Origin of the sequence: Pseudomonas sp. LTJR-52 (genome assembly GCF_003691465.1) — a bacterium.
GTDB lineage: Bacteria > Pseudomonadota > Gammaproteobacteria > Pseudomonadales > Pseudomonadaceae > Chryseomonas > Chryseomonas luteola.
Window position 1 is genome coordinate 4,758,385 of sequence record NZ_CP033105.1, and the last position, 20,114, is coordinate 4,778,498.

A 20,114-nucleotide genomic window follows, 5' to 3' on the forward strand; every position below is an offset into this window, starting at 1 on the left:
CCATGACAAAGCCGTATGCGTCCCTATTTCTAGGCGAGCCGGTCAGTACCGACGCGGATCAGCAAGCCCCTCATGTCCCTTATCAGTTGCTTCTTGTAGATGATGAGCCTGGCATTCTTTCAGCGCTACGGCGAGTGTTTCAACGCGAAAATTATGAGTTGTACTTTGCTTGTAACGGCCTTGAAGCATTAAAGATTCTTGAGGTCAGGCCTATTCATCTGATCATCAGTGATTTCATGATGCCGGGCATGAGCGGTAGCGAGCTGCTTGGAAAGGTACGTGAACGCTGGCCTGATACGCTGCGCATCATGCTTACTGGGCATGCCAATACAGAAGCAGTCATGGGCTCCATTAAGGAAGGTGCGGTGTACCGCTTCATTCTTAAGCCATGGAATGACGATGATTTAAGGCTGACCATAGCTCTGGCGTTAGAGCAACATTCACTGCTACAGCGAAACCGTGCCCTTGAGCAGGTGAATCAGAAACAGCATCGGGATCTGGAAACTCTGGCCAAGCTGAGTGTAACGAATCGCAGTCAATTGGCCATTTTGCTGCATAAGAAAGGATTACTTAGCGCTCAACAGATCCAGCAGCTTCACAAGGAGATGCAAAGTCATAAAACCCCGGTTATGCATCAACTGATGCAGCATGACTGGATCGATAGTCACAAGGTCTACGCCTTTCTACGACAAGACATGATGCTCGAAGAGGTTGACCTTCGAGAGTTCCAGGCAGACTCCAGTGTCCTGGAACTGATTCCACAAGCAGTATGTACTCGTCAGCTTGTGTTACCGCTTCGCGTGGTGGGCAAGCGGTTACGCCTGGCTATGGCCGATCCCATGGACATAGGACTCATTGAAGAACTCGGCTTTGTTACTGGCTACAGTATCGACTCCTTACTGTGTCCGCTTGATCAACTACAGGCCAAGCTCAAGGAGTTATTCGGTGAACCGAGTCAACAGGAGTTTGAGGAAATCGCTACGGTGGTTGGGGCCAGCGATCCATATGAGGGTATAGAGATCATCCTTGATGAGGAAGTCGCCCCTGAAAGCCTGGAGGAGTTGCTTAGTCGCTCTGAGGATCCACCTGCTATCCGTCTGGTCAATGCCATTATTCTTGAGGCTTTGCGTTTACGCGCGAGCGATATTCACATCCATCCTAGAACCAAGCACGTTGTGGTGCGGTATCGCATTGACGGTATTCTGCAAGATAAAATACAGATTCCCAGCGCCCTTCTAATGTCGCTGGTTTCTCGTATCAAGGTCATGGCTGAACTGGACATTACCGAGCGGCGGCGTCCTCAAGACGGACGGATCACCGTCAAAACGCCTATGCGCATCGTTGATCTGCATATTTCTACATTACCGACCACCAATGGCGAAAAGGTGGTTATGCGCGTATTTGAGCGGCAGTCAGAGGCACCGTCTCTGACTAACCTAGGGCTATCCACTCATAACATGCAGCGCTTGCTGCATGTGGTCAGTAAACCACAAGGCATCGTTCTGGCAACCGGTCCTGCAAGCTGCGGAAAAACAACTACGGTGTTCGCTTTGCTACAGCACCAAGCTAACTCCGAAAAGAACTACGTCACGATTGAAGATCCGGTCGAGTTTCATATGGATGTGGCAGGGCAAGTACCTGTTCGTGAAGGGATTGGCCTTGGCTCCGCAAACTTATTACGAGCCATTCTTCGTCAGGATCCTGACGTCATAGTGCTGGGTGAAATTCAAGAGGGTGAAGTGGCAGAGGTTGCTTTTCATGCCGCGCTGACAGGTCACTTGGTCTTTTCGACCCTTCATGCCAATTCCGCCGCTGCGACCATAGCCCGCCTGTTGGATTTAGGGCTTAAACCCTATGTCGTCGCTACTGCTTTGGAAGCCATTATCGCGCAGCGCCTGGTGAGGCGTATCTGTCCATGTTGTTGCGAGCCTACGACCCCGGGTGTTGAGCGTCTTCGTACCCTGGGGTTTGATTTTCAGGATCCTGACCTGAGGTTCTTCAAGGGTCGGGGTTGTAGCCAATGCCACCAGGGCTATCAGGGGCGGATTGGTATTCATGAGGTCTTGATCATGACCGAAAGCCTGAGGGAGGCCATCTTTAAAGGGGCAGGGGTTATGCAGCTGCAAACCATTGCTCGTGAACAAGGTATGGTTACCTTGCTCAATGATGCTCGAGAAAAGGTGCATCAAGGGTTAACCACCATTGATGAAGTCCTACGTACATTAGGCCCGCAGGTATTGTGAGGCGCCATGAAAAATAAATACATCATCTTTCAGGCCTATCTGCACCTGTTAGCGTTCGCTTTACTAATGGTCGGCAGTATCAGCTTAATAGGTTATCAACGGATCGATCTGCCTACTGTACATACAGTGGTGCTCCTGCCTGATAGTGCTCTGCTGTGCATATTGTTAGGCCTAACGCTATTAGCTGCATCTCGGCGACAAGACTGGCTGTTGAGAAGCGCTACAGCTGCAATCATGGGCCTTTGTCTGTACTCGTTAATCCATAATTATCTAGCAGGAGGCGCTGATGTCGGAATCTCCTGGATAAGCGGCTTTTTGAGAATACGCAGCTCACTAGCGGTAACGATGCTGCTTTGGGTCTTAGGTCTGACGCTTAGCTTTAGAGGACCTGTTTCCAGGAAAATAGCCCAAGGTATTGGTCTCCTACTGGTTTCGCTCGCTACTTTCTCTCAGATTGTAATGTGGCATCCAGATCTCGACCTTTTTAGGCTGGGGTTCAAGCATGCATCAAGTATTGCAGGCCTGTTTACGGTATTGTTAGGCGTTGCGCTTGTTGTGCTCGGTGTATCACCAGTGCGTCAAAAAGAGGTTATGCTGGACCGCGTAACTCTTTGCATCGGTGTAATCAGTGCATTCTTGACTTGTATAAGTTGGTATCTGCTAAGTGTTCAGGCAGCTGACGCAGTATCCCAGCGAAGTAAATTATTGCTTTCCAAGACTCAGAGCGCCATTACCAGAGATTTGAGTATCCATCTTCAGTTAATGCACCGTATGGCTGAGCGATGGGAAAAACGCTCATGGCCACTTAATCCTGAATTATTGAAGCAGGAAGCTCAAAGTTACTTGCGTGACTTTCCTAGTCTGGGTGCAATTGCAGTCATAAATCTCGAATCCAAGCCATATTGGTTAGAAGCACGGGGATCTGTATATCGTGATGGGTTATTGTACTTCCTGTCTGATCCCGTACAGCAGCAATGGCTAAGTCATGTACAGAGGGATAATCAGGCCCATATAAGCTCTATTCGGTATTCTGAAGTATATAAAAATTATAACTCTTTGATCGCTATACCTCTACACCTCAAGAGTCAGCAGTCAAACTGGTTTCTTGTCGCTACCTTTGATGTTCAAAGTATTTTTGATCAGCTTATAGGAAACAATGGATTAAATGGTTTCGTTATCCAGGTTTATGACGGCGACGCCCAGTTATTCACCTCAAACCCCCAAGTTTCAAAGCGTTTTTTAAACCATGTAAGCGATCAGTCTGTACAGCTACACCATGATATTGAGTGGCGTCTAGTGTCCTATTTAGATACCTCCCAAGGTATTTTCGCCTCGGCTTATCTGCCTGCGCTGGTCATGTTGTTTGGATTAAGCCTGAGCCTTCTTTTAATGATTAGTCAGCGGCTCGGGTCGATAGCGCTTGAGCACTCCAAGCGGTTGGAGGTGAGTCTGAATCATCAGGAGAGCATGCAGAGGCTGCACCAGAGGATCATGGAGTTTAGCCATGACGTCCTCTGCTCGACAGATGCGCATGGGCACTTTTTGGAAATAAGCCCGTCATGTGAACGCGTATTTGGCTATGCCCCCGAAGAAATGATTGGCAGAGCCTATATGGACTTTGTACTGGCTGATGATTATGAAAAGACGCAGTTAGAGGCTAGCCGTATTACGCATGATCGACCGACACGGTTCTTTCGTAACCGTTATCGCCATCGTGATGGACGTATCATCCATATACTGTGGACATCAGCATGGTCTGATGAGGAGCAAACGCGCTTTGCGGTTGCTCACGATATTACTCGGCTAGTACAAAACGAGGTCTTTGCGGATACCCAACGCCAAATTCTGCGGATGATTACCTTAGGGCAGCCCCTGGGTAAAGTCTTGACTGAGATTTGCCTCATGATTGAGGAACAGGATCCGCGGTGTGTCTGCTCGATTTTATTGACCAACCCGGAAAAAACGCACCTTACCCATGGCGCTGCGCCTAGTCTGCCACTGGATTTCATAAAGGGGATCGATGGCCTTCCCATCGGGCCAGCTTCGAGTAATTGCGGTGCTGCTGCTTTCTTACGTAAGGCCATTTATACCGAAAGTATCCAAGAAGATCCGTTGTGGGACAATTATCGTCCCTTGGCTCTAAACCATGGCTTTCTAGCCTGCTGGTCAACACCGTTGATTGATAACGAAGGGGAAACCATAGGTACTTTTGCCATATACCAGCGGCAGGCTCACAAACCCAATGAAGAACAGCTGCAACTTTTAAGTACGGCCGAGCAGTTAGCAGCTATAGCCATTGAGCGTTCACAGAGTTTGCAACGTCTGGAGGAAAGTGAGCAGCGATTCCGCTCATTGTTTACTTTGAATCCTGACCCTATCTATTCACTTGATCTCAAAGGGCGCTTTCAAAGTGTTAATGACGCTGGCCTGAAAATCATCGGGTTATCCCGTGAAGAGATTGTAGGGAATCACTACACAGCGCTAGTCATCGAGCGGGACTTATCTAAAGTAGCAACACACTTCGAGGCCGCTAGCCGGGGGCTGGCGCAGCGTTACGAGGTTCGCATTGGTACGCCGTATGGCGAAATGCTTATGGACGTCACGAATCAACCCATCGTGGTAAACAACCAGATTGTTGGCGTATTTGGTATTGCGAAGGACATTACCGAGCGCAGGGTTATCCTTGAGCAACTCCAACAAAAGAACCTTTTGCTGAGCATGGCAGGGCATACCGCCAAACTGGGCGGCTGGGCGCTAGTCCTGCCTGAACATTCAATGGTCTGGTCAGAAGAAACGCGAGCGTTGCTGGAGTTTCCCTCAGATGTAATACCTGTCTGGGATGACATACTACCGCTTCACCCTGAACCTTTTCGTACAAGAGCGGAAGAGGCCATGCAGCAATGCGTCGAGCAAGGCATAAATCTTGATTATGATATTGAAATTCATACTGCCCGAGGTCGCTTGATACAGGCGCGTATTACAGCCCAACCGGTACGCGATGACGAAGGACAAATCGTTCGAATTGTTGGTTCGTTTCAAGACATTAGCGAGCGTAAAAAAGCTGAACAGCAGTTGCAGGCTACTCTGGTTGAGCTGGAGCGCAGTAATCGTGAGCTCCAAGAATTCGCTTATGTTGCCTCGCATGATCTTCAAGAGCCCTTGAGGAAAATTCAAGCTTTCTCAGAGCGGCTGGCTGCTCGTGCTGACACTCTCGATGAAGACGGGCGCGATTACTTGCAGCGCATGAGCAGTGCAGCGTCGCGCATGCAGGCTTTGATTATCGACCTGCTCAATTATTCTCGTGTTAATACCCGAGGGCAAAGCTTAAAGTCTGTAAACTTGAATGATGTGGCTAGTGAAGTTCTGGATGATATTGAAGCAACGATTGAGCAGGCGGGAGCTCATGTGCAGATCAGTAATTTGCCTGTGATCATGGGCGACGCCGTTCAACTGCGTCAGGTGCTGCAAAATCTTATCAGTAATGCACTAAAGTTTCAGGCACCTGATAGCAAGCCCGTCATTAACGTCTATGCTGAACAAGGTGAAGTGGGCGATTGGACGTTGTTCGTGGCCGATAATGGTATAGGGTTTGATGAGAAGTACCTTGATCGTATATTTAATCCCTTTCAGCGGTTACATAGTCGAGAGACTTATAAAGGAACCGGCATAGGCTTAGCAATCGTCAAGAAGATAGTTGAGCGCCATAACGCTCATATCACTGCAAACAGCACGCCCGGTAAAGGAAGCGTTTTCCGTATTACATTCCCTAATCCGGAGAAAGTCTCTGCATGATGGAACAAAAGCCTTCCTACATACTTGTAGCAGATGATGATCCAGACGACTGCCTGCTGATTCGCGAAGCCTTCAAGGAGGCCTCTATCTCTAATCCATTGCGCTTCGTTCATAATGGTGAAGAGTTGATGAATTATCTGAAACATCGGCCACCTTATGAGGACAGCGAAAGTTTCCCCTTACCGGGACTTGTTCTGCTGGATCTCAACATGCCATTGAAAGATGGACGTGAAAGTCTGATTGAAATCAGAGCGGATCAACAGTTGCATTCCTTACCGGTTGTCATTTTGAGTACCTCTTCTGCGCAAGAGGATATTGCCCATAGCTTGGACGCTGGTGTTAATGCCTTTCTGACCAAGCCAGTTACCTTTAGCGGATTGCTGGATATGGTCAGAACATTTGTCCGCAATTGGCCAGATCTGGTCCAGTTCTCAGGCACTAAGGATCCGCTATGAATTACCAGAGTCGTCCCCTGCGTCTGCTTCTGATCGAAGATGATGAAGATGACTACCTCATTACGCGTGATCTCTTGCGCCAGGCTAAAAAAGAATCGTTCGAACTAGACTGGCAAAATGAGTACGACCAGGCGCTAGCAACGGTTTTAGAGCAGCGGCATGACCTCTATCTCATTGACTATCGATTAGGACCGGACTCAGGCCTCGAGCTGATAGGCCAAGCACTTAAGGCGGGGGTAAATAAACCGTTCATTTTGCTTACCGGTCAGGAGGACGACCAGCTCGATGCTAATGCCATTGAGTTGGGCGCTGCAGATTATTTAGTCAAAGGACAGTTCGATACACGGCTGCTTGTTCGCAGCATCCGTTATGCCGTTGAGCGTAACCAATCTACTGTTCAGTTGTTTGAAAGCGAAGCCCGTTATCGGCTGTTGTTTGATGCCAACCCTAGCCCGATGTGGGTGTTTAGCCGGGAAACGCTACGCTTTCAAACAGTCAACCAAGCAGCTATTGATTTCTTGGGGTACAGCAAAGAAGAGCTTCTTTCGATGACGGTGCTTGATATACGGCCCCCTGAAGAGCGTAAGCGTCTCCAAAAATATTTTGAGGCTAATTGGAATAAGCTGGACAGTAACCTGGATGTAGGCGTCTGGAACTATAGGCATAAACACGGCCATTACTTATATGCCCAGGTCTTTGCGCATGAGTTTGATTTCGATAACAAACCCTGCTGCTGGGCATTGCTGATTGATGTCACCGAGAAGCAAAAGGTACGCAAGGAACTGATGCAGCGGGAGCAAGCGCTTCGACAACTGCTTAATGACACCCGTGATGCTCTACTTGTTATAGGCGACGAAGGGACCCTTTACTACGCCAACCCGGCAGCCGAAGCATTGCTTCAGGCTACTCAGCAGGAGCTGCAACAGCGGTGCCTACCGTTTCCTCAAACATCCGATACGCTTTATGAATGGTCACTGCCAACACCTGAAGGCAATACGGTAGATGTCGAAATTCATCGATCTAAAACCGAATGGGAGGGTCATCAGGCCAGCTTGTTGTCATTGCGGGACATTACGGAACGCAAGGAGTCGGAAAAGCAGCTACGGTTGTTACAGCGAAGCGTTGAGTCCAGTTATAACGGTGTAGCCATTGCTGATGCTCTGCTGCCCGATCTTCCGCTTGTGTATGTCAATCCGGCTTTTGAGCGGATAACAGGTTATTCCTCCGCTGAAGTGCTAGGAAAGAACTGTCGATTCCTGCAAGGCCAGGAGCGAGACCCTCGTTCTTTGGAAGATATTCGTAAACGGTTATCCAATGCTCAGGAGGTCCGTCAGCTACTACGTAACTTCCGTAAAGACGGCACGCCGTTCTGGAACGATTTGTACATATCACCGATTTTTAATGAAAAAGGCGAGGTCACGCATTTTATCGGGGTACAAAACGACATCACCGAGCAGAAGCGCTATGAAAGCGAATTAAGCCATAACGCAAGCCATGATCATTTAACAGGACTTCCCAATCGAACCTTACTAGAGGACCGCCTTCGCCAGGGATGTCAGATTTCGCAGCGTTATGATCGCAGTCTTGCTCTTATGTATGTTGACCTGGATGGATTCAAGCCTATCAATGATACCTATGGTCATGATTTGGGTGACCAAATCATTATCGAGGCAGCACGACGCATGAGCCAGCAGGTAAGGCCTGGTGATACGGTTGCCCGTATGGGGAGTGATGAGTTCGTAATCTTATTGCCTGATTTGGCTAGAGAGGAGGATGTCCTGCTGGTGGCCGAGCGCTTACTTTCGGATATCGCTCGTCCTTATCATGTACAAGCAATAGAGCTGCATGTTACGGCTAGTATAGGTATTACGTTAAGTGATGGTCGTTTAGATCAACCCAGTGTATTAATTCAACAAGCTGACCGGGCGCTTTATAAGGCTAAGCAGGAAGGTCGCAACAATTATCAGTGGTTTACCAATGATCTGAATTTACGCATCAGTGATCGCGTTACGCTCCGCAACGATCTTCAAAAAGCGATAGAAAATCAAACGTTGGAATTGTATTACCAACCCCTTGTGGACGGACGCAGTGGCCGAGTAGCTGGACTTGAAGCATTGTTGCGCTGGCGGCACCCTGAAAAAGGTTTTATTCCTCCTGCATCCTTTATTCCTGTGGCGGAAGATACAGGGCAAATCGTTCCCTTGAGCCTGTGGATTTTGGATACCGCCTGTAAACATATCCGATACCTAAACAATCAGGGCATGACTGGGTTGACGATAGCTGTAAATATTTCGCCGCTCCACTTTCAGCGAAACAACTTCGTGAATAGTGTCCAAGGTGTACTGCAGAAATATGCGTTAGGTGCCGAGCAGTTAGAGCTTGAGTTAACCGAGTCGGTTCTGATGAACAATGCCGAGCGCGCTATTGATACGCTGCGTCAGTTGAAGGCATTAGGGTTAAGTATCTCTATTGACGATTTTGGAACAGGTTATTCTAGCCTAAGCTATTTAAAACGTTTACCCATCGATAAGATTAAAATTGACCGGTCTTTTATTAGCGAAATCATCAGTGATCAACGTGATGCGGCTATTACGCAAGGCATTATCTCAATGGCTCACCATTTGAAGTTAAAAGTGGTAGCCGAAGGGGTAGAGCATGAATCGCAGTTTGCCTTCTTGAGAAAAAACCAATGTGATCTTTTTCAGGGCTATTACTTTGCCAAGCCTATGCCTTTCACCGAGCTTGAGGCCTTCTTACGTAAACCACTGCTGACCAATGGACCGGCTCTTCCCAGCAAAGAGCAGATGCAGACGCTGCTTTTACTTGATGATGAGGAAAATATTCTTCGCGCGCTGGCTCGTGTTCTGCGGCGAGATGGGTATCAAATATTGATGGCTACTCGTGCTCAAGAGGCGTTTGAATTGCTTGCCAAGCATAACGTGCAAGTTATCCTGTCTGACCAGCGTATGCCTGAAATGAACGGAACAGAGTTTTTAAGCAGAGTAAAAGAGCTCTATCCAGATACGATGCGTATTGTGCTGTCTGGTTACACTGATCTTAAATCAGTGACTGACGCAATTAACCAAGGCGCTATTTACAAGTTTCTTACAAAGCCTTGGGATGATGAGCAGTTACGCCAAAATATAGCCCAGGCTTTCCGTGAGTTTATGAGCAGTCGTACTGAAAGCCTGAGTGAGCTAAAAGATGACAGCTGATAGAAGATATTTAAAAATTTTATGAATCATTAACTCTTAGGGTTTGTCTGAAAAGCCGTGTTTGTTAACTTAGTGCCGTTGCGGCAAAAAGAGGCAGGCATAACGGATCGTCACGAATCTTCTGGTCAGCATTGGCCTAATAGTTTCTCCTCTCCAGACTATGGGGCGCCCTCATCGCGATGATAGACGATGCTTAATAACATCTTCTGGATTCTCTGCTCCGGTGCCCAAAAGTTTGCGCCGCTATTGCGACCGCCTCGGTGTGCAGCCGGTGATTAATAGACGAAGCGCACATGCCTGTCCGAAATCGGACGGAACCATCCCCTCAGTCAGGCTTTCCCATTTTTAGACAGCACTTGGACACGTCCGCTGTCTTTATCCAAGCCGCCTTCATCTTTTCATCGCGGCGTCACTGACGAGAGAACTATTTTATGCCTACTGATAACCAGTACACCATGCAGAATCCCCTGACCCAATATCCCCAGCCAGAATTTCCGAAGCAGCCTCAAAATCCGCCCGGTCTCGCTCAGGACATGCAGCCACGCCCTGATCACGGTGAAACCAGTTACAAGGGATTTGGACGTCTTGCGGGCCGCAAGGCGCTTATTACCGGCGCGGACTCGGGTATCGGGCGAGCAACTGCAATCGCTTATGCGCGCGAGGGGGCTGACATCGTGCTGAATTATCTGCCTGAAGAAGAGGCGGATGCGAAAGAAGTTGTACAACTGATCGAAGCGGAAGGTCGTAAGGCGGTTTGCGTTCCGGGCGACCTGAAAAGCGAGGCCTTTTGCAATGAATTGATTGGCAAAGCCAAGGATGCACTGGGTGGACTAGATATTCTGGTCAACGTGGCAGGTAAGCAGACAGCCGTTGAAGACATCGCCAATTTGACCACTGATCAATTCGACGCTACCTACAAGACCAATGTGTATGCGCTGTTCTGGCTATGCAAGGCAGCAATTCCGCATATGCCGGCCGGTGCTGCTATCATCAACACCACGTCCATTCAGGCCGTGCAACCGTCGGAAACCCTACTGGATTACGCGCCTACTAAAGCGGCAATCACTGCCTTTACCAAGGCGTTGGCCAAACAGGTCATTTCCAAGGGTATCCGTGTCAATGCGGTAGCACCCGGACCCTTCTGGACTCCACTTCAGCCCAGCGGCGGCCAGCCTCAAGAGAAGATTCCGTCGTTTGGCAGCGAGACTGTCTTCAAGAGGCCTGGCCAACCGGCAGAGCTGGCTCCGATTTACGTCATTCTGGCTTCTCAGGAGTCCAGCTATGTGACGGGTGAAGTATACGGCGCAACCGGCGGCATGGCCTGACGGATCGCATCATGCAGACGTTCGAGACGCACCGCATTGAGGGGTACGCGCCCCTGGAAAATTATGCTGCGTTAAGTGATGGCCGCTCGGTCGCCCTGGTAGCGGCTGACGGCTCCATCGATTGGTGGTGTGCCCCCAATATGGACTCACCCCCTCTGTTTGATCGTCTGCTGGATGCGCCTAGCGGTGGTTATTTTTCGATTACCCCTGTCCAACCCTACACAGCCCGACGTGCCTATCTGCAAAGCAGCAATGTACTGGAGACGTTGTTTGAGACCGACTCGGGTCAGGTCCGCCTGACCGAGTCGCTTAACAGTGGATCTGCTGGCCGCTTGCCTTGGTCCGAGCTAGGGCGACGTATCGAGGGCGTACAGGGTGAGGTAACGCTTAGTATCGAGTTAATGCCTGGTACGCGAGGCCAGACCATCTCACCGTGGATTCGCCAGACACCGAACGGTGAAGTGATGCATATCGATGGTCTGATGGCCATGCTGTGCTACGGCGATGAGGTGATGATTGATGAATGTACCGACCGGCTGGTGCGTGCACACGTTACGTTGAAACAAGGGGACCGTACGGTATTGGCGCTGATGGCGACCGAGAATGAGCCGTTGGCTGTGCCAACACTTGAGGAAGTCGACAAGCGTATTGATCGCAGTGACATGGCGTGGCGAGAATGGGCTGAAGGCCTGCAATACCAGGGGGTGTTCAAGGAAGCAGTCATTCGTTCGGCTCTGGCGCTAAAACTTCTCTTGTATTCGCCAAGTGGCGCTATCGTGGCGGCACCTACGTGTGGGCTGCCTGAAAGATTGGGAGGCGACAAGAATTACGAGTACCGCTATGCATGGGTACGAGATGCGGTGTTTACCATCAAAGCATTCCTGCGCATTGGTGCCATGGCAGAAGCACAGGCTGCGCTGGCGTGGTTGCAGAACGTCATCCGTCGGCACGGCCACCGTCTACATACCTGCTTTACTCTAGAGGGCGATAAGGCGCCGGAAGAGCGGGTGATCAATGTGCCGGGCTATCGAAAGTCCAGCCCTGTTCGAGTAGGCAACCGAGCAAGTTATCAATGCCAGCTGAGCCTGTATGGCGATCTTTTAGAAACCATCCTCATGTATGTGGAGGGCGGTCATATCCTGGATTTTAATACCGCCGGAATGCTGGTCGAGCTGGCCAATCTCTGCGCTGATCAATGGCGTTGCAAGGACGCCGGGATGTGGGAGCTGGAAGAAGAGCAGCATTACACCATGTCCAAGTTAGGCTGCTGGTTTGCCTTGAATCGAGCAGTCAAGTTGGCAGAAAAGGGTCACATTCCCGATACGATGCAAAAGCGCTGGGAGCGTGAGCGTGACCGTGTCCGTGACTGGATTGATGAACATTGCTGGTCCGAGGCCAAGCAGGCTTACACCTTCTATGCCGGTACTGACAAGCTGGACGCCGGTCTCTTGCTTGCTATTCGCTTCGGCTTTGAGAGCAAGCAGCGGTTGATCACCACGTGTGAAGCAATCCATCGTGAACTGGCGCGCGGCCCGCTGGTGTATCGCTATAGCGGTGCGGAGAAAGAAGAGGGCGCGTTTCTGGCCTGTTCGTTCTGGCTGGTTGAAGCTTATGCTGTGCTGGGTGACAACGAGCGCGCCAAGGCATTGATGGAGGACGTGCTGAAGGTATCAACCAACGGGGTGGGGTTGATGACTGAGATGATGGACCCCCAGACCGGCGAAGCACTGGGCAACTTCCCTCAAGGTTTAAGTCATCTTGCCATGATCCATGCCATTCTAGCCGTTGATGACCCTGCCAAGACCGAGTCCTGAGTAAGAGCGGTTAACAAAACCTCTCTAATGAGCGCAGACAGACGATGCTAGGATTGGGAATAGCAGATTTAATAGGTATCAAGCCTGCGTTTGCCTGCACAGGCCTGACTAAAAGTCAGGTTTTGTAGCGACTCTAATACTTCTCTTCCCAAGTGGCCTTATACCCGCTCAAACCTGTAATTAACGTCTTCTTGAAGACGAAGGTTTCAAATCAGAAAGCCTGACAATTACCGGATTATTTCTTCTTCTCTGAAAGGATAACGGTAGTTTCTCACGGGATTAGACCTTCGCCGCGAGTGGGTGGAAGCGCGGGGGAGTCAGGTCTACCATGGAGGAAGCCAATCTTTAGCTACTGCCTTTGGAGTTCTTATGCACGCGTCATCGTCCGTCGCTCCTGCTGTAGACGACGCCATTGCTCATGACAGGGAGGCGCTTATTCACCATTTGAAAGGGGTGGTCGGCCCTCAGCACGTATTGACCGACCCCTCTCGCACAAAGCGATTTCGCAGCGGGTATCGCTTTGGTACGGGTGATGCGATTGCCGTCGTTCAGCCAGGTTCGCTTCTGGAGCAGTGGGAGGTGGTCAAGGCTTGTGTGAAAGCCAATACGATTATCATCATGCAGGCGGCCAATACAGGGCTTACAGGCGGATCAACGCCCGACGGCAACGATTACGACCGTGACATTGTGCTCATCAATACCATGCGCATGAAGAGGATCCAGCTGATCATGAATGGAGAGCAGGTGATCTGTTTTCCTGGGTCCACCCTTGATCAGCTGGAGCGAGAGCTGAAAGTTCACGGCCGGGAGCCTCATTCGGTGATTGGCTCCTCTTGCATCGGTGCGTCCGTGCTGGGTGGTGTCTGTAACAATTCAGGCGGTTCGCTTATCCAGCGCGGCCCGGCTTATACCCAGATGGCGCTTTATGCACGTCTGGATGAGCGTGGTGAGCTTCATCTGGTCAATCACCTTGGTGTTGCGCTAGGCAGTACGCCGGAGGAAATCCTGACGCGGCTGGATAATCACCAGTACAGTGAAGCCGACATCGAACGTGACGCAGGGGCCGGCTCTGACAAGGGCTACACCAGCCATGTGCGGGAGGTGGATGCTGATACCCCGGCGCGCTTCAACGCCGACACGAGCCGCTTGTACGAGGCTTCTGGCAGCGCAGGAAAGCTGGCTGTTTTTGCGGTTCGGCTGGATACCTTTCCCATCGAGAAAGATACCGCGGTGTTCTATATCGGCACTAACGATACCGCCGACCTTACGGAAATCCGGCGGCATATGCTCGCCAACTTTCCGCAATTACCCATTGCCGGTGAGTACATGCATCGAGATGCCTTCGATGTCGCAGAAGCCTACGGCAAAGACACTTTTCTCATCATCGACCGCCTGGGCACCGAAAGGCTGCCCAAGTTGTTCTCGCTCAAGAGCCGTTTCGATGAGGTATTCAACCGTTTCAGCTTTCTACCATCGCACCTGGGTGACCGGGTTCTGCAGGCACTGAGCCGGTTGTTCCCAAGCCATCTGCCCAAGCGAATGAAAGCGTATCGGGATCAGTATGAGCATCATTTGATACTCAAGGTCGCGGGCCCTTTGATCGATGAGACGCAGCGTTACCTGGACAGCTTTTTCGGTCAAGCCCGTGGTGCCTATTTCAGGTGTACCGCTGAGGAGGGGCGCAAGGCGTTCCTGCATCGCTTTGCCGCTGCCAGCGCAGCGATACGTTATCGGGACGTTCACCCTAAGGAGGTGGAAGACATCGTGGCGCTGGACATTGCATTGAGACGCAATGACCGGGAGTGGTTCGAAACGCTTCCCGCTGACCTCGATGGCAAGCTTGTCCATAAGCTGTACTACGGTCATTTCTTCTGCCATGTTTTCCATCAGGATTACATCGTCAAGAAAGGTAATGACTGTCTGGCGATTGAGCATCGCATGTGGGACTTACTGGATCAGCGTGGTGCAGAGTATCCGGCAGAACACAACGTGGGCCATCTCTACCATGCCAAGCCGGGCCTAAAAGCGTTCTACCGCAAGCTCGATCCATGCAATAGCTTCAACCCTGGCATCGGACACACCAGCAAGTGCAGCCATTGGGCAGAGCCGGGAATACAGGCGGGAAGGGTGATTGAGTAAAGAAATTAGATGCTGAGTTAAAACAGGCGAAGAGAATAAAATGACCGCATTAGAACGGGTAACCGTGGGGAAACTAAAGCGGTCGATATAAATACTACGTATCGAATGTGAAGAAATGATGAATACGCGATGAAGAAAGCATGACGGCTTACCGGTATGTCTCCGATCATCAAGAGCAAAGACTCAGGATTGGTATGTCTGTTTTACCTTAGGAGAAGTAAAAGACCGTAGCCATATCGCTGGATGTCATTATGATATTAGTCAATGATAAAGCCGCTTAACGGTCTAAAAAGATAGACAGACGGTATTTTCGTAATGTGATCTGCAGCACATAATAGCCCGCCTCTTTTCAGGTCTCATGGAGGGTGATGGCGTGGCGGAAAGAGATAAGGCGAGACGGCTCGTAGAGCTGCAGAAGGAAATTCGTCAGTACCAGATAAAGGTAGACCAGGCCCGCCTGCTCGTCCAGAAAACTTTTCTGGATTACTCGGAAGCCTATAATACCTTGAGTTTGCTGGAGGCTCAGCTTGAAGCCGAATGGCAGCATCAGGGCGTTAGTGCCTGACAACTGTGTTTTATTCAGGCTGGGCGATTCTGGTTCGCGTAATCAGTTTTCTAATCGATAATTCAATAGCCCCGATTTTCAAATTGCTTCTGCCCTGTATCCTATGGCTGCGTATAACGCTTGAGGAGCAGGGTCGTGAGCAAGACGCGAGTAGGGGTCATCTTTGGCGGTCGCTCTTCGGAGCATGAGGTTTCATTACAATCCGCCAAAAATATTGTCGACGCCATCGACAAGGCGAAATTCGAGGTCATTCTTATCGGAATCGACAAGGAAGGCCGATGGCATCTCAATGATGCGTCCGATTATCTGCTTCACGCTGAGAACCCCGCGCTCATTGCACTCAATCGGTCCAATCGAGCCTTGGCCCTTGTGCCAGGACAGCGTGAGCAGCAACTGATTGAAACCTCTTCTGCCCAGGCGCTGGGGCAAATTGATGTCATTTTCCCGATTGTGCACGGACCTTTGGGCGAAGACGGTTCTCTTCAAGGGCTTCTCCGCATGGCCGATCTGCCTTTCGTGGGGTCTGGCGTGCTGGGGTCTGCTGTCTGCATGGATAAGGATGTTACCAAGCGGCTACTGCGTGATGCGGGATTACCGGTTACTCCCTTCCTGACATTCAGCCGCCTGACCGCTGCCCGCACTTCATTCAGTGAGGTCACCGCAGCGTTGGGGACGCCGGTGTTCGTCAAACCTGCCAATCAAGGTTCGTCCGTAGGTGTCAGCAAGGCGGAAACGGAAGCCGAATACCTTGATGCAATGGCTCAGGCATTTGCCTACGATACCAAGGTGTTGGTAGAGCAGGCCGTCAAGGGGCGTGAAATCGAGTGTGCAGTTCTCGGAAACGAGGAGCCGGTCGCCAGTGCGTGCGGAGAAATCGTTGTGCACAGTGGTTTCTACTCATACGACACCAAATATATTGATGACGCAGCGGCTGAGGTCAATGTCCCGGCGGATCTACCATCTGTGATCAGCGAGCGCATACGCTCACTGGCGTTGAACGCATTCAAAGTGCTGGGATGTTCAGGACTGGCAAGGGTCGATGTGTTTCTGACAGCCAGTGGCGAGGTCTTGATCAATGAGGTCAATACCCTCCCGGGTTTCACTAATATCAGCATGTATCCCAAGCTCTGGGAAGCTAGCGGGCTGTCTTATCAGGATTTGATCACCCGGCTAATTGAGCTGGCGCAGGAGCGTCATGCCCAGGAGCGTGCACTTAAGCATTCACGTTAGTCGAGAAGAAGGCTAAGGCAGTCCGCCTTAGCCTTTGTTCAGCCTTACAGCCTTACAGCCTTACAGCCTTTTGAGCCGCGGGTTTGGCAAGGATGCCGTCGGCCCGGAACATGGCCTTGATACCCCGCACGGCCTGACGAATACGGTCCTGGTTTTCGATCAACGCGAAGCGGACATGGTCGTCCCCGTAGTCTCCAAATCCAATCCCGGGTGAGACCGATACCTTGGCATCCGCCAGCAGCTTCTTGGCAAATTCAAGCGAGCCCAGGCGCGCATAGGCTTCAGGGATTTTGGCCCAGACATACATCGATGCCTTTGGGTTCTCAACCATCCAGCCCGCTTCATGCAGACCTTTCACCAATACATCCCGACGTTGTTGGTACTGCGCAGCAATATCACGTACGCATTGCTGATCGCCTTCCAGTGCCGCAATCGCAGCTACCTGTAATGGCGTAAATGTCCCGTAATCGTGATAACTCTTGATACGCGCCAGCGCACTGACCAACTCGGGGTTGCCTACCATGAAGCCGATTCGCCAGCCGGCCATGTTGTAGCTTTTTGACAGAGTGAAGAACTCGACGGCGATGTCCTTGGCACTCGGTACTTGCATGATGGACGGTGCCTTCCAGCCGTCGAACACGATGTCGGCATAGGCGAGGTCGTGAACGACCAGAACGTTGTATTGCTTGGCCAGGGCGATGACGCGTTCGAAAAACTCAAGCTCAACGCATTGAGCCGTGGGATTGGATGGAAACCCCAGGATCATCATCTTTGGCTTGGGAATACTTTCGCGAATAGCCCGCTCAAGCTCGGCAAAAAAGTCCATACCCGGTACCAGCGGTACGGAGCGTACCTGGGCACCTGCAATAACAGCACCATAGATATGAATCGGATAGCTGGGGTTGGGTACCAGTACCGTGTCGCCGGCGTCCAGGGTTGCCAGCATAAGATGGGCGAGACCTTCCTTTGACCCAATCGTGACGATGGCTTCGGACTCCGGATCAATTTCGACTGAATAACGATCCTGATACCAGCGCGAGATGGCGCGGCGCAGGCGAGGAATGCCTTTAGAGCTGGAGTAGCCGTGAGTGTCTTCACGCTGGGCGACCTGGCACAGCTTTTCCACAATGTGAGGCGGTGTGGCGCCGTCCGGATTACCCATGCTTAGGTCGATAATATCCTCGCCACGGCGGCGGGCGGCCAGCTTGAGTTCAGCGGTAATGTTGAAAACGTAAGGGGGGAGACGATCAATACGCGTGAAGCGACGCATGGAGCTGGAGTCAGCCATGTTTTCCTCGATAGACGTAAGCGCCCGAAACCGTCCGAGCGACGCAGGTCACCGCATGTGACGTGACATGACTGTAGCCGAGAGAAAAGCGAAGCGGCATAGACAGTTTTCTTTTTATTTAATGACTTTCTGTATTACACACCCTTCGAAAGGCCTGCGATCAGCTTGCCCAGGAGTTGATCCAGTTGATGCTGTTCTGCAGCGGTCAGTGCAGCCAATACCTGGCGCTCGTTTTCAACATGCGGCGCCAGCATCTCATCGATCAGCATTCGCCCCTTGTCTGTCAAGGCGACCAGTGTACCGCGGCGGTCAGAGGGGTGTTTGCGCCGCTCTATCAATTCGGCCCGCTCCAGACGATCCAGGCGGTTGGTCATGCCACCTGAAGAGATCATTGCCGCCTCATAAAGCGCCGTTGGCGTCAGTGCAAATGGCTCTCCCGAGCGCCGCAGGGTGGCCAATACATCAAACTCTCCGGGATGCAATTCATAGCGGGCAAAGAAGGGATTGATGTAATCCCGCGTAATCAGCTGGGCAAGTTCACCAAATCTCCCCAGGACCTGCATGGGGAAGGGGTCTATATCCGGCCGTTGGGTTTTCCACTGCTGAGCAGCAAGCAGGGCTCGATCAGTCATATTTTATCCTAATATCTTGACGTTAAGATACTTTGCATTAAGGTAATTATAGAGAGGTTAATCCAGACAATCAAAAAGGAGTTGTGCATGACTGCTTCGAACCACACCTATAGAACCTGGCCAGTAGTGTTGGCCCTGATGCTGGTTAGCCTTAACCTAAGGCCCATCCTGGCTGCGATTGGACCATTGCTCGATGAAATCCAGCATACGACTGGGCTTACCAATGCTTCGGCAGGTCTGCTGACGACATTGCCCGTATTCGCAATGGGCGTGGGTGCCTTGTTTGGTTCACGGCTTCAGGTGCTTTTGGGGGAATATAAAGGGGTTATGGCTGGCGTAGTGGCGATTGCGTTTGCAGGTGTATTACGCTGGCTGCTGCCTTCGACAACCGGACTTGTCCTGACGGCCATGCTTGCAGGGCTGGGTATCGCGTTGGTACAGGCGCTACTGCCCGCTTATATCAAACGTCACTTTCCTACCCGTGTAGGTATGCTGATGGGGCTTTACACCACCGGTATCATGGGTGGGGCCGCGCTTGCTGCAGCGTCAGCGTCGCCGCTGACACAGATCACCGGTAATTGGGAAATCACTTTTGCCCTGTGGTCCGTTCCTGCGGTCCTGGGTGCGCTGGCGTGGAGTCAGACTGCCTCACATGAAACTGCACCGGCCGCCACCGTGCCCGTCCGGCTCCCGTTGAGTGCCGGTAGAGCCTGGTTGCTGATGGCGGCTTTTGGTATCGGTACTGGTGCGTATACATTGGTACTCGCCTGGCTCCCGCCGTTCTATGTTCAGTTGGGGTGGTCTGCAGCTGACAGCGGCTATCTGCTCGGCGCACTGACGCTAACGGAAGTAGCAGCAGGGCTTTCCGTATCAATGTTCATCGGCCGCTTTCCTGATCGGCGTGTTCCGTTATTAGGTATGTTGCTGCTGATATTGGCGGGGTTGGCAGGACTCGTGATCGCGCCCTTGTCAATGGCCATTCCTGCCGCCGTATTGCTCGGTATCGGAATCGGCGCACTTTTTCCGCTCTCCCTGATCGTGACTATGGACCACGTCAGCGATGCCAAAGGCGCCGGCGCGTTGATGGGGTTCGTACAGGGGGGTGGTTATATCATTGCCAGCGGTATGCCCTTCCTGGCGGGGTTGATACGAGAACACTCAACCAATCTTTCCCAGGCATGGCTGCTGATGGCATTCGGTATTGTGGTGCTGATGACAATCGTGATGCGTTTTAAGCCTGCCGCTCAGTTCGAGTCTCATAGCTGGCGTTTACAGCCTCGCTAGGTGCAACCTTGGCGGTCAGTCTGGTCCAGCACCGACCGCCTTTCCATTTAGGGTAGCTGACTCGCATCCCGGTTTGAGTCGAACGGCTGCGTGGCAGAGGCAACGAAGCCTTTCTGGACCCTCTGGAGATAA

General features: G+C 51.3%; 12 protein-coding genes. 10 read left to right on the plus strand and 2 right to left on the minus strand.

All coding sequences use genetic code 11. The features are described from left to right. The first annotated feature begins 2 nt into the window (after nt 1–2). The 9 genes from EAW52_RS22030 (at nt 3) to ddlA (ending at nt 16,778) form a co-directional block, all read left to right on the plus strand. Nucleotides 3–2,243, plus strand: a complete 2,241-nt coding sequence (locus tag EAW52_RS22030) for an ATPase, T2SS/T4P/T4SS family (protein WP_122044073.1) — start codon at nt 3–5, stop codon at nt 2,241–2,243. Between the two features lie 6 nt (nt 2,244–2,249). Beyond that, on the plus strand, nt 2,250–6,035 hold the full coding sequence (locus EAW52_RS26490) for a PAS domain S-box protein (protein WP_256680655.1): 3,786 nt from the start codon (nt 2,250–2,252) through the stop codon (nt 6,033–6,035). Continuing rightward, the gene (locus EAW52_RS22040) at nt 6,032–6,490 is read left to right on the plus strand and encodes a response regulator (RefSeq protein ID WP_122044074.1); all 459 of its coding nucleotides are present in this window, start codon (nt 6,032–6,034) and stop codon (nt 6,488–6,490) included. Before EAW52_RS26490 ends, EAW52_RS22040 begins: the two co-directional genes overlap by 4 nt. Further along, nucleotides 6,487–9,705, plus strand: a complete 3,219-nt coding sequence (locus EAW52_RS26675; RefSeq protein WP_122044075.1) for an EAL domain-containing protein — start codon at nt 6,487–6,489, stop codon at nt 9,703–9,705. Before EAW52_RS22040 ends, EAW52_RS26675 begins: the two co-directional genes overlap by 4 nt. Nucleotides 9,706–10,136: 431 nt before the next feature. Further along, the gene (locus tag EAW52_RS22050) at nt 10,137–11,030 is read left to right on the plus strand and encodes an SDR family oxidoreductase (protein ID WP_074829320.1); all 894 of its coding nucleotides are present in this window, start codon (nt 10,137–10,139) and stop codon (nt 11,028–11,030) included. Between the two features lie 11 nt (nt 11,031–11,041). Next, nucleotides 11,042–12,844, plus strand: coding sequence for a glycoside hydrolase family 15 protein (locus tag EAW52_RS22055; protein ID WP_122044076.1), 1,803 nt, complete (start codon nt 11,042–11,044; stop codon nt 12,842–12,844). 369 nt (nt 12,845–13,213) lie between these two features. Beyond that, nucleotides 13,214–14,983 carry a D-lactate dehydrogenase gene (gene dld, locus EAW52_RS22060; protein ID WP_122044077.1) on the plus strand — a complete coding sequence of 590 codons (1,770 nt, stop codon included), beginning with the start codon at nt 13,214–13,216 and terminating at the stop codon, nt 14,981–14,983. Nucleotides 14,984–15,356: 373 nt separating this feature from the next. Then, nucleotides 15,357–15,548, plus strand: a complete 192-nt coding sequence (locus tag EAW52_RS22065) for a hypothetical protein (RefSeq protein ID WP_010798621.1) — start codon at nt 15,357–15,359, stop codon at nt 15,546–15,548. Nucleotides 15,549–15,683: 135 nt separating this feature from the next. Beyond that, a complete protein-coding gene (gene ddlA, locus EAW52_RS22070) occupies nt 15,684–16,778 on the plus strand; it encodes a D-alanine--D-alanine ligase (RefSeq protein ID WP_122044078.1) in 1,095 nt (364 codons plus the stop codon). Nucleotides 16,779–16,830: 52 nt separating this feature from the next. Here ddlA and alaC read toward each other — a convergent pair whose 3' ends face one another. Then, the gene (gene alaC, locus EAW52_RS22075) at nt 16,831–18,066 is read right to left on the minus strand and encodes an alanine transaminase (RefSeq protein WP_122044079.1); all 1,236 of its coding nucleotides are present in this window, start codon (nt 18,064–18,066) and stop codon (nt 16,831–16,833) included. 134 nt (nt 18,067–18,200) lie between these two features. Then, nucleotides 18,201–18,698 carry a MarR family winged helix-turn-helix transcriptional regulator gene (locus tag EAW52_RS22080; protein ID WP_122044080.1) on the minus strand — a complete coding sequence of 166 codons (498 nt, stop codon included), beginning with the start codon at nt 18,696–18,698 and terminating at the stop codon, nt 18,201–18,203. An 87-nt stretch (nt 18,699–18,785) separates the two neighbouring features. Between EAW52_RS22080 and EAW52_RS22085 the strand changes: the two genes are divergently transcribed. Then, nucleotides 18,786–19,982: an MFS transporter gene (locus tag EAW52_RS22085; protein ID WP_122044081.1), complete on the plus strand. Its 1,197-nt coding sequence runs from the start codon at nt 18,786–18,788 to the stop codon at nt 19,980–19,982. Nucleotides 19,983–20,114: the final 132 nt, after the last annotated feature.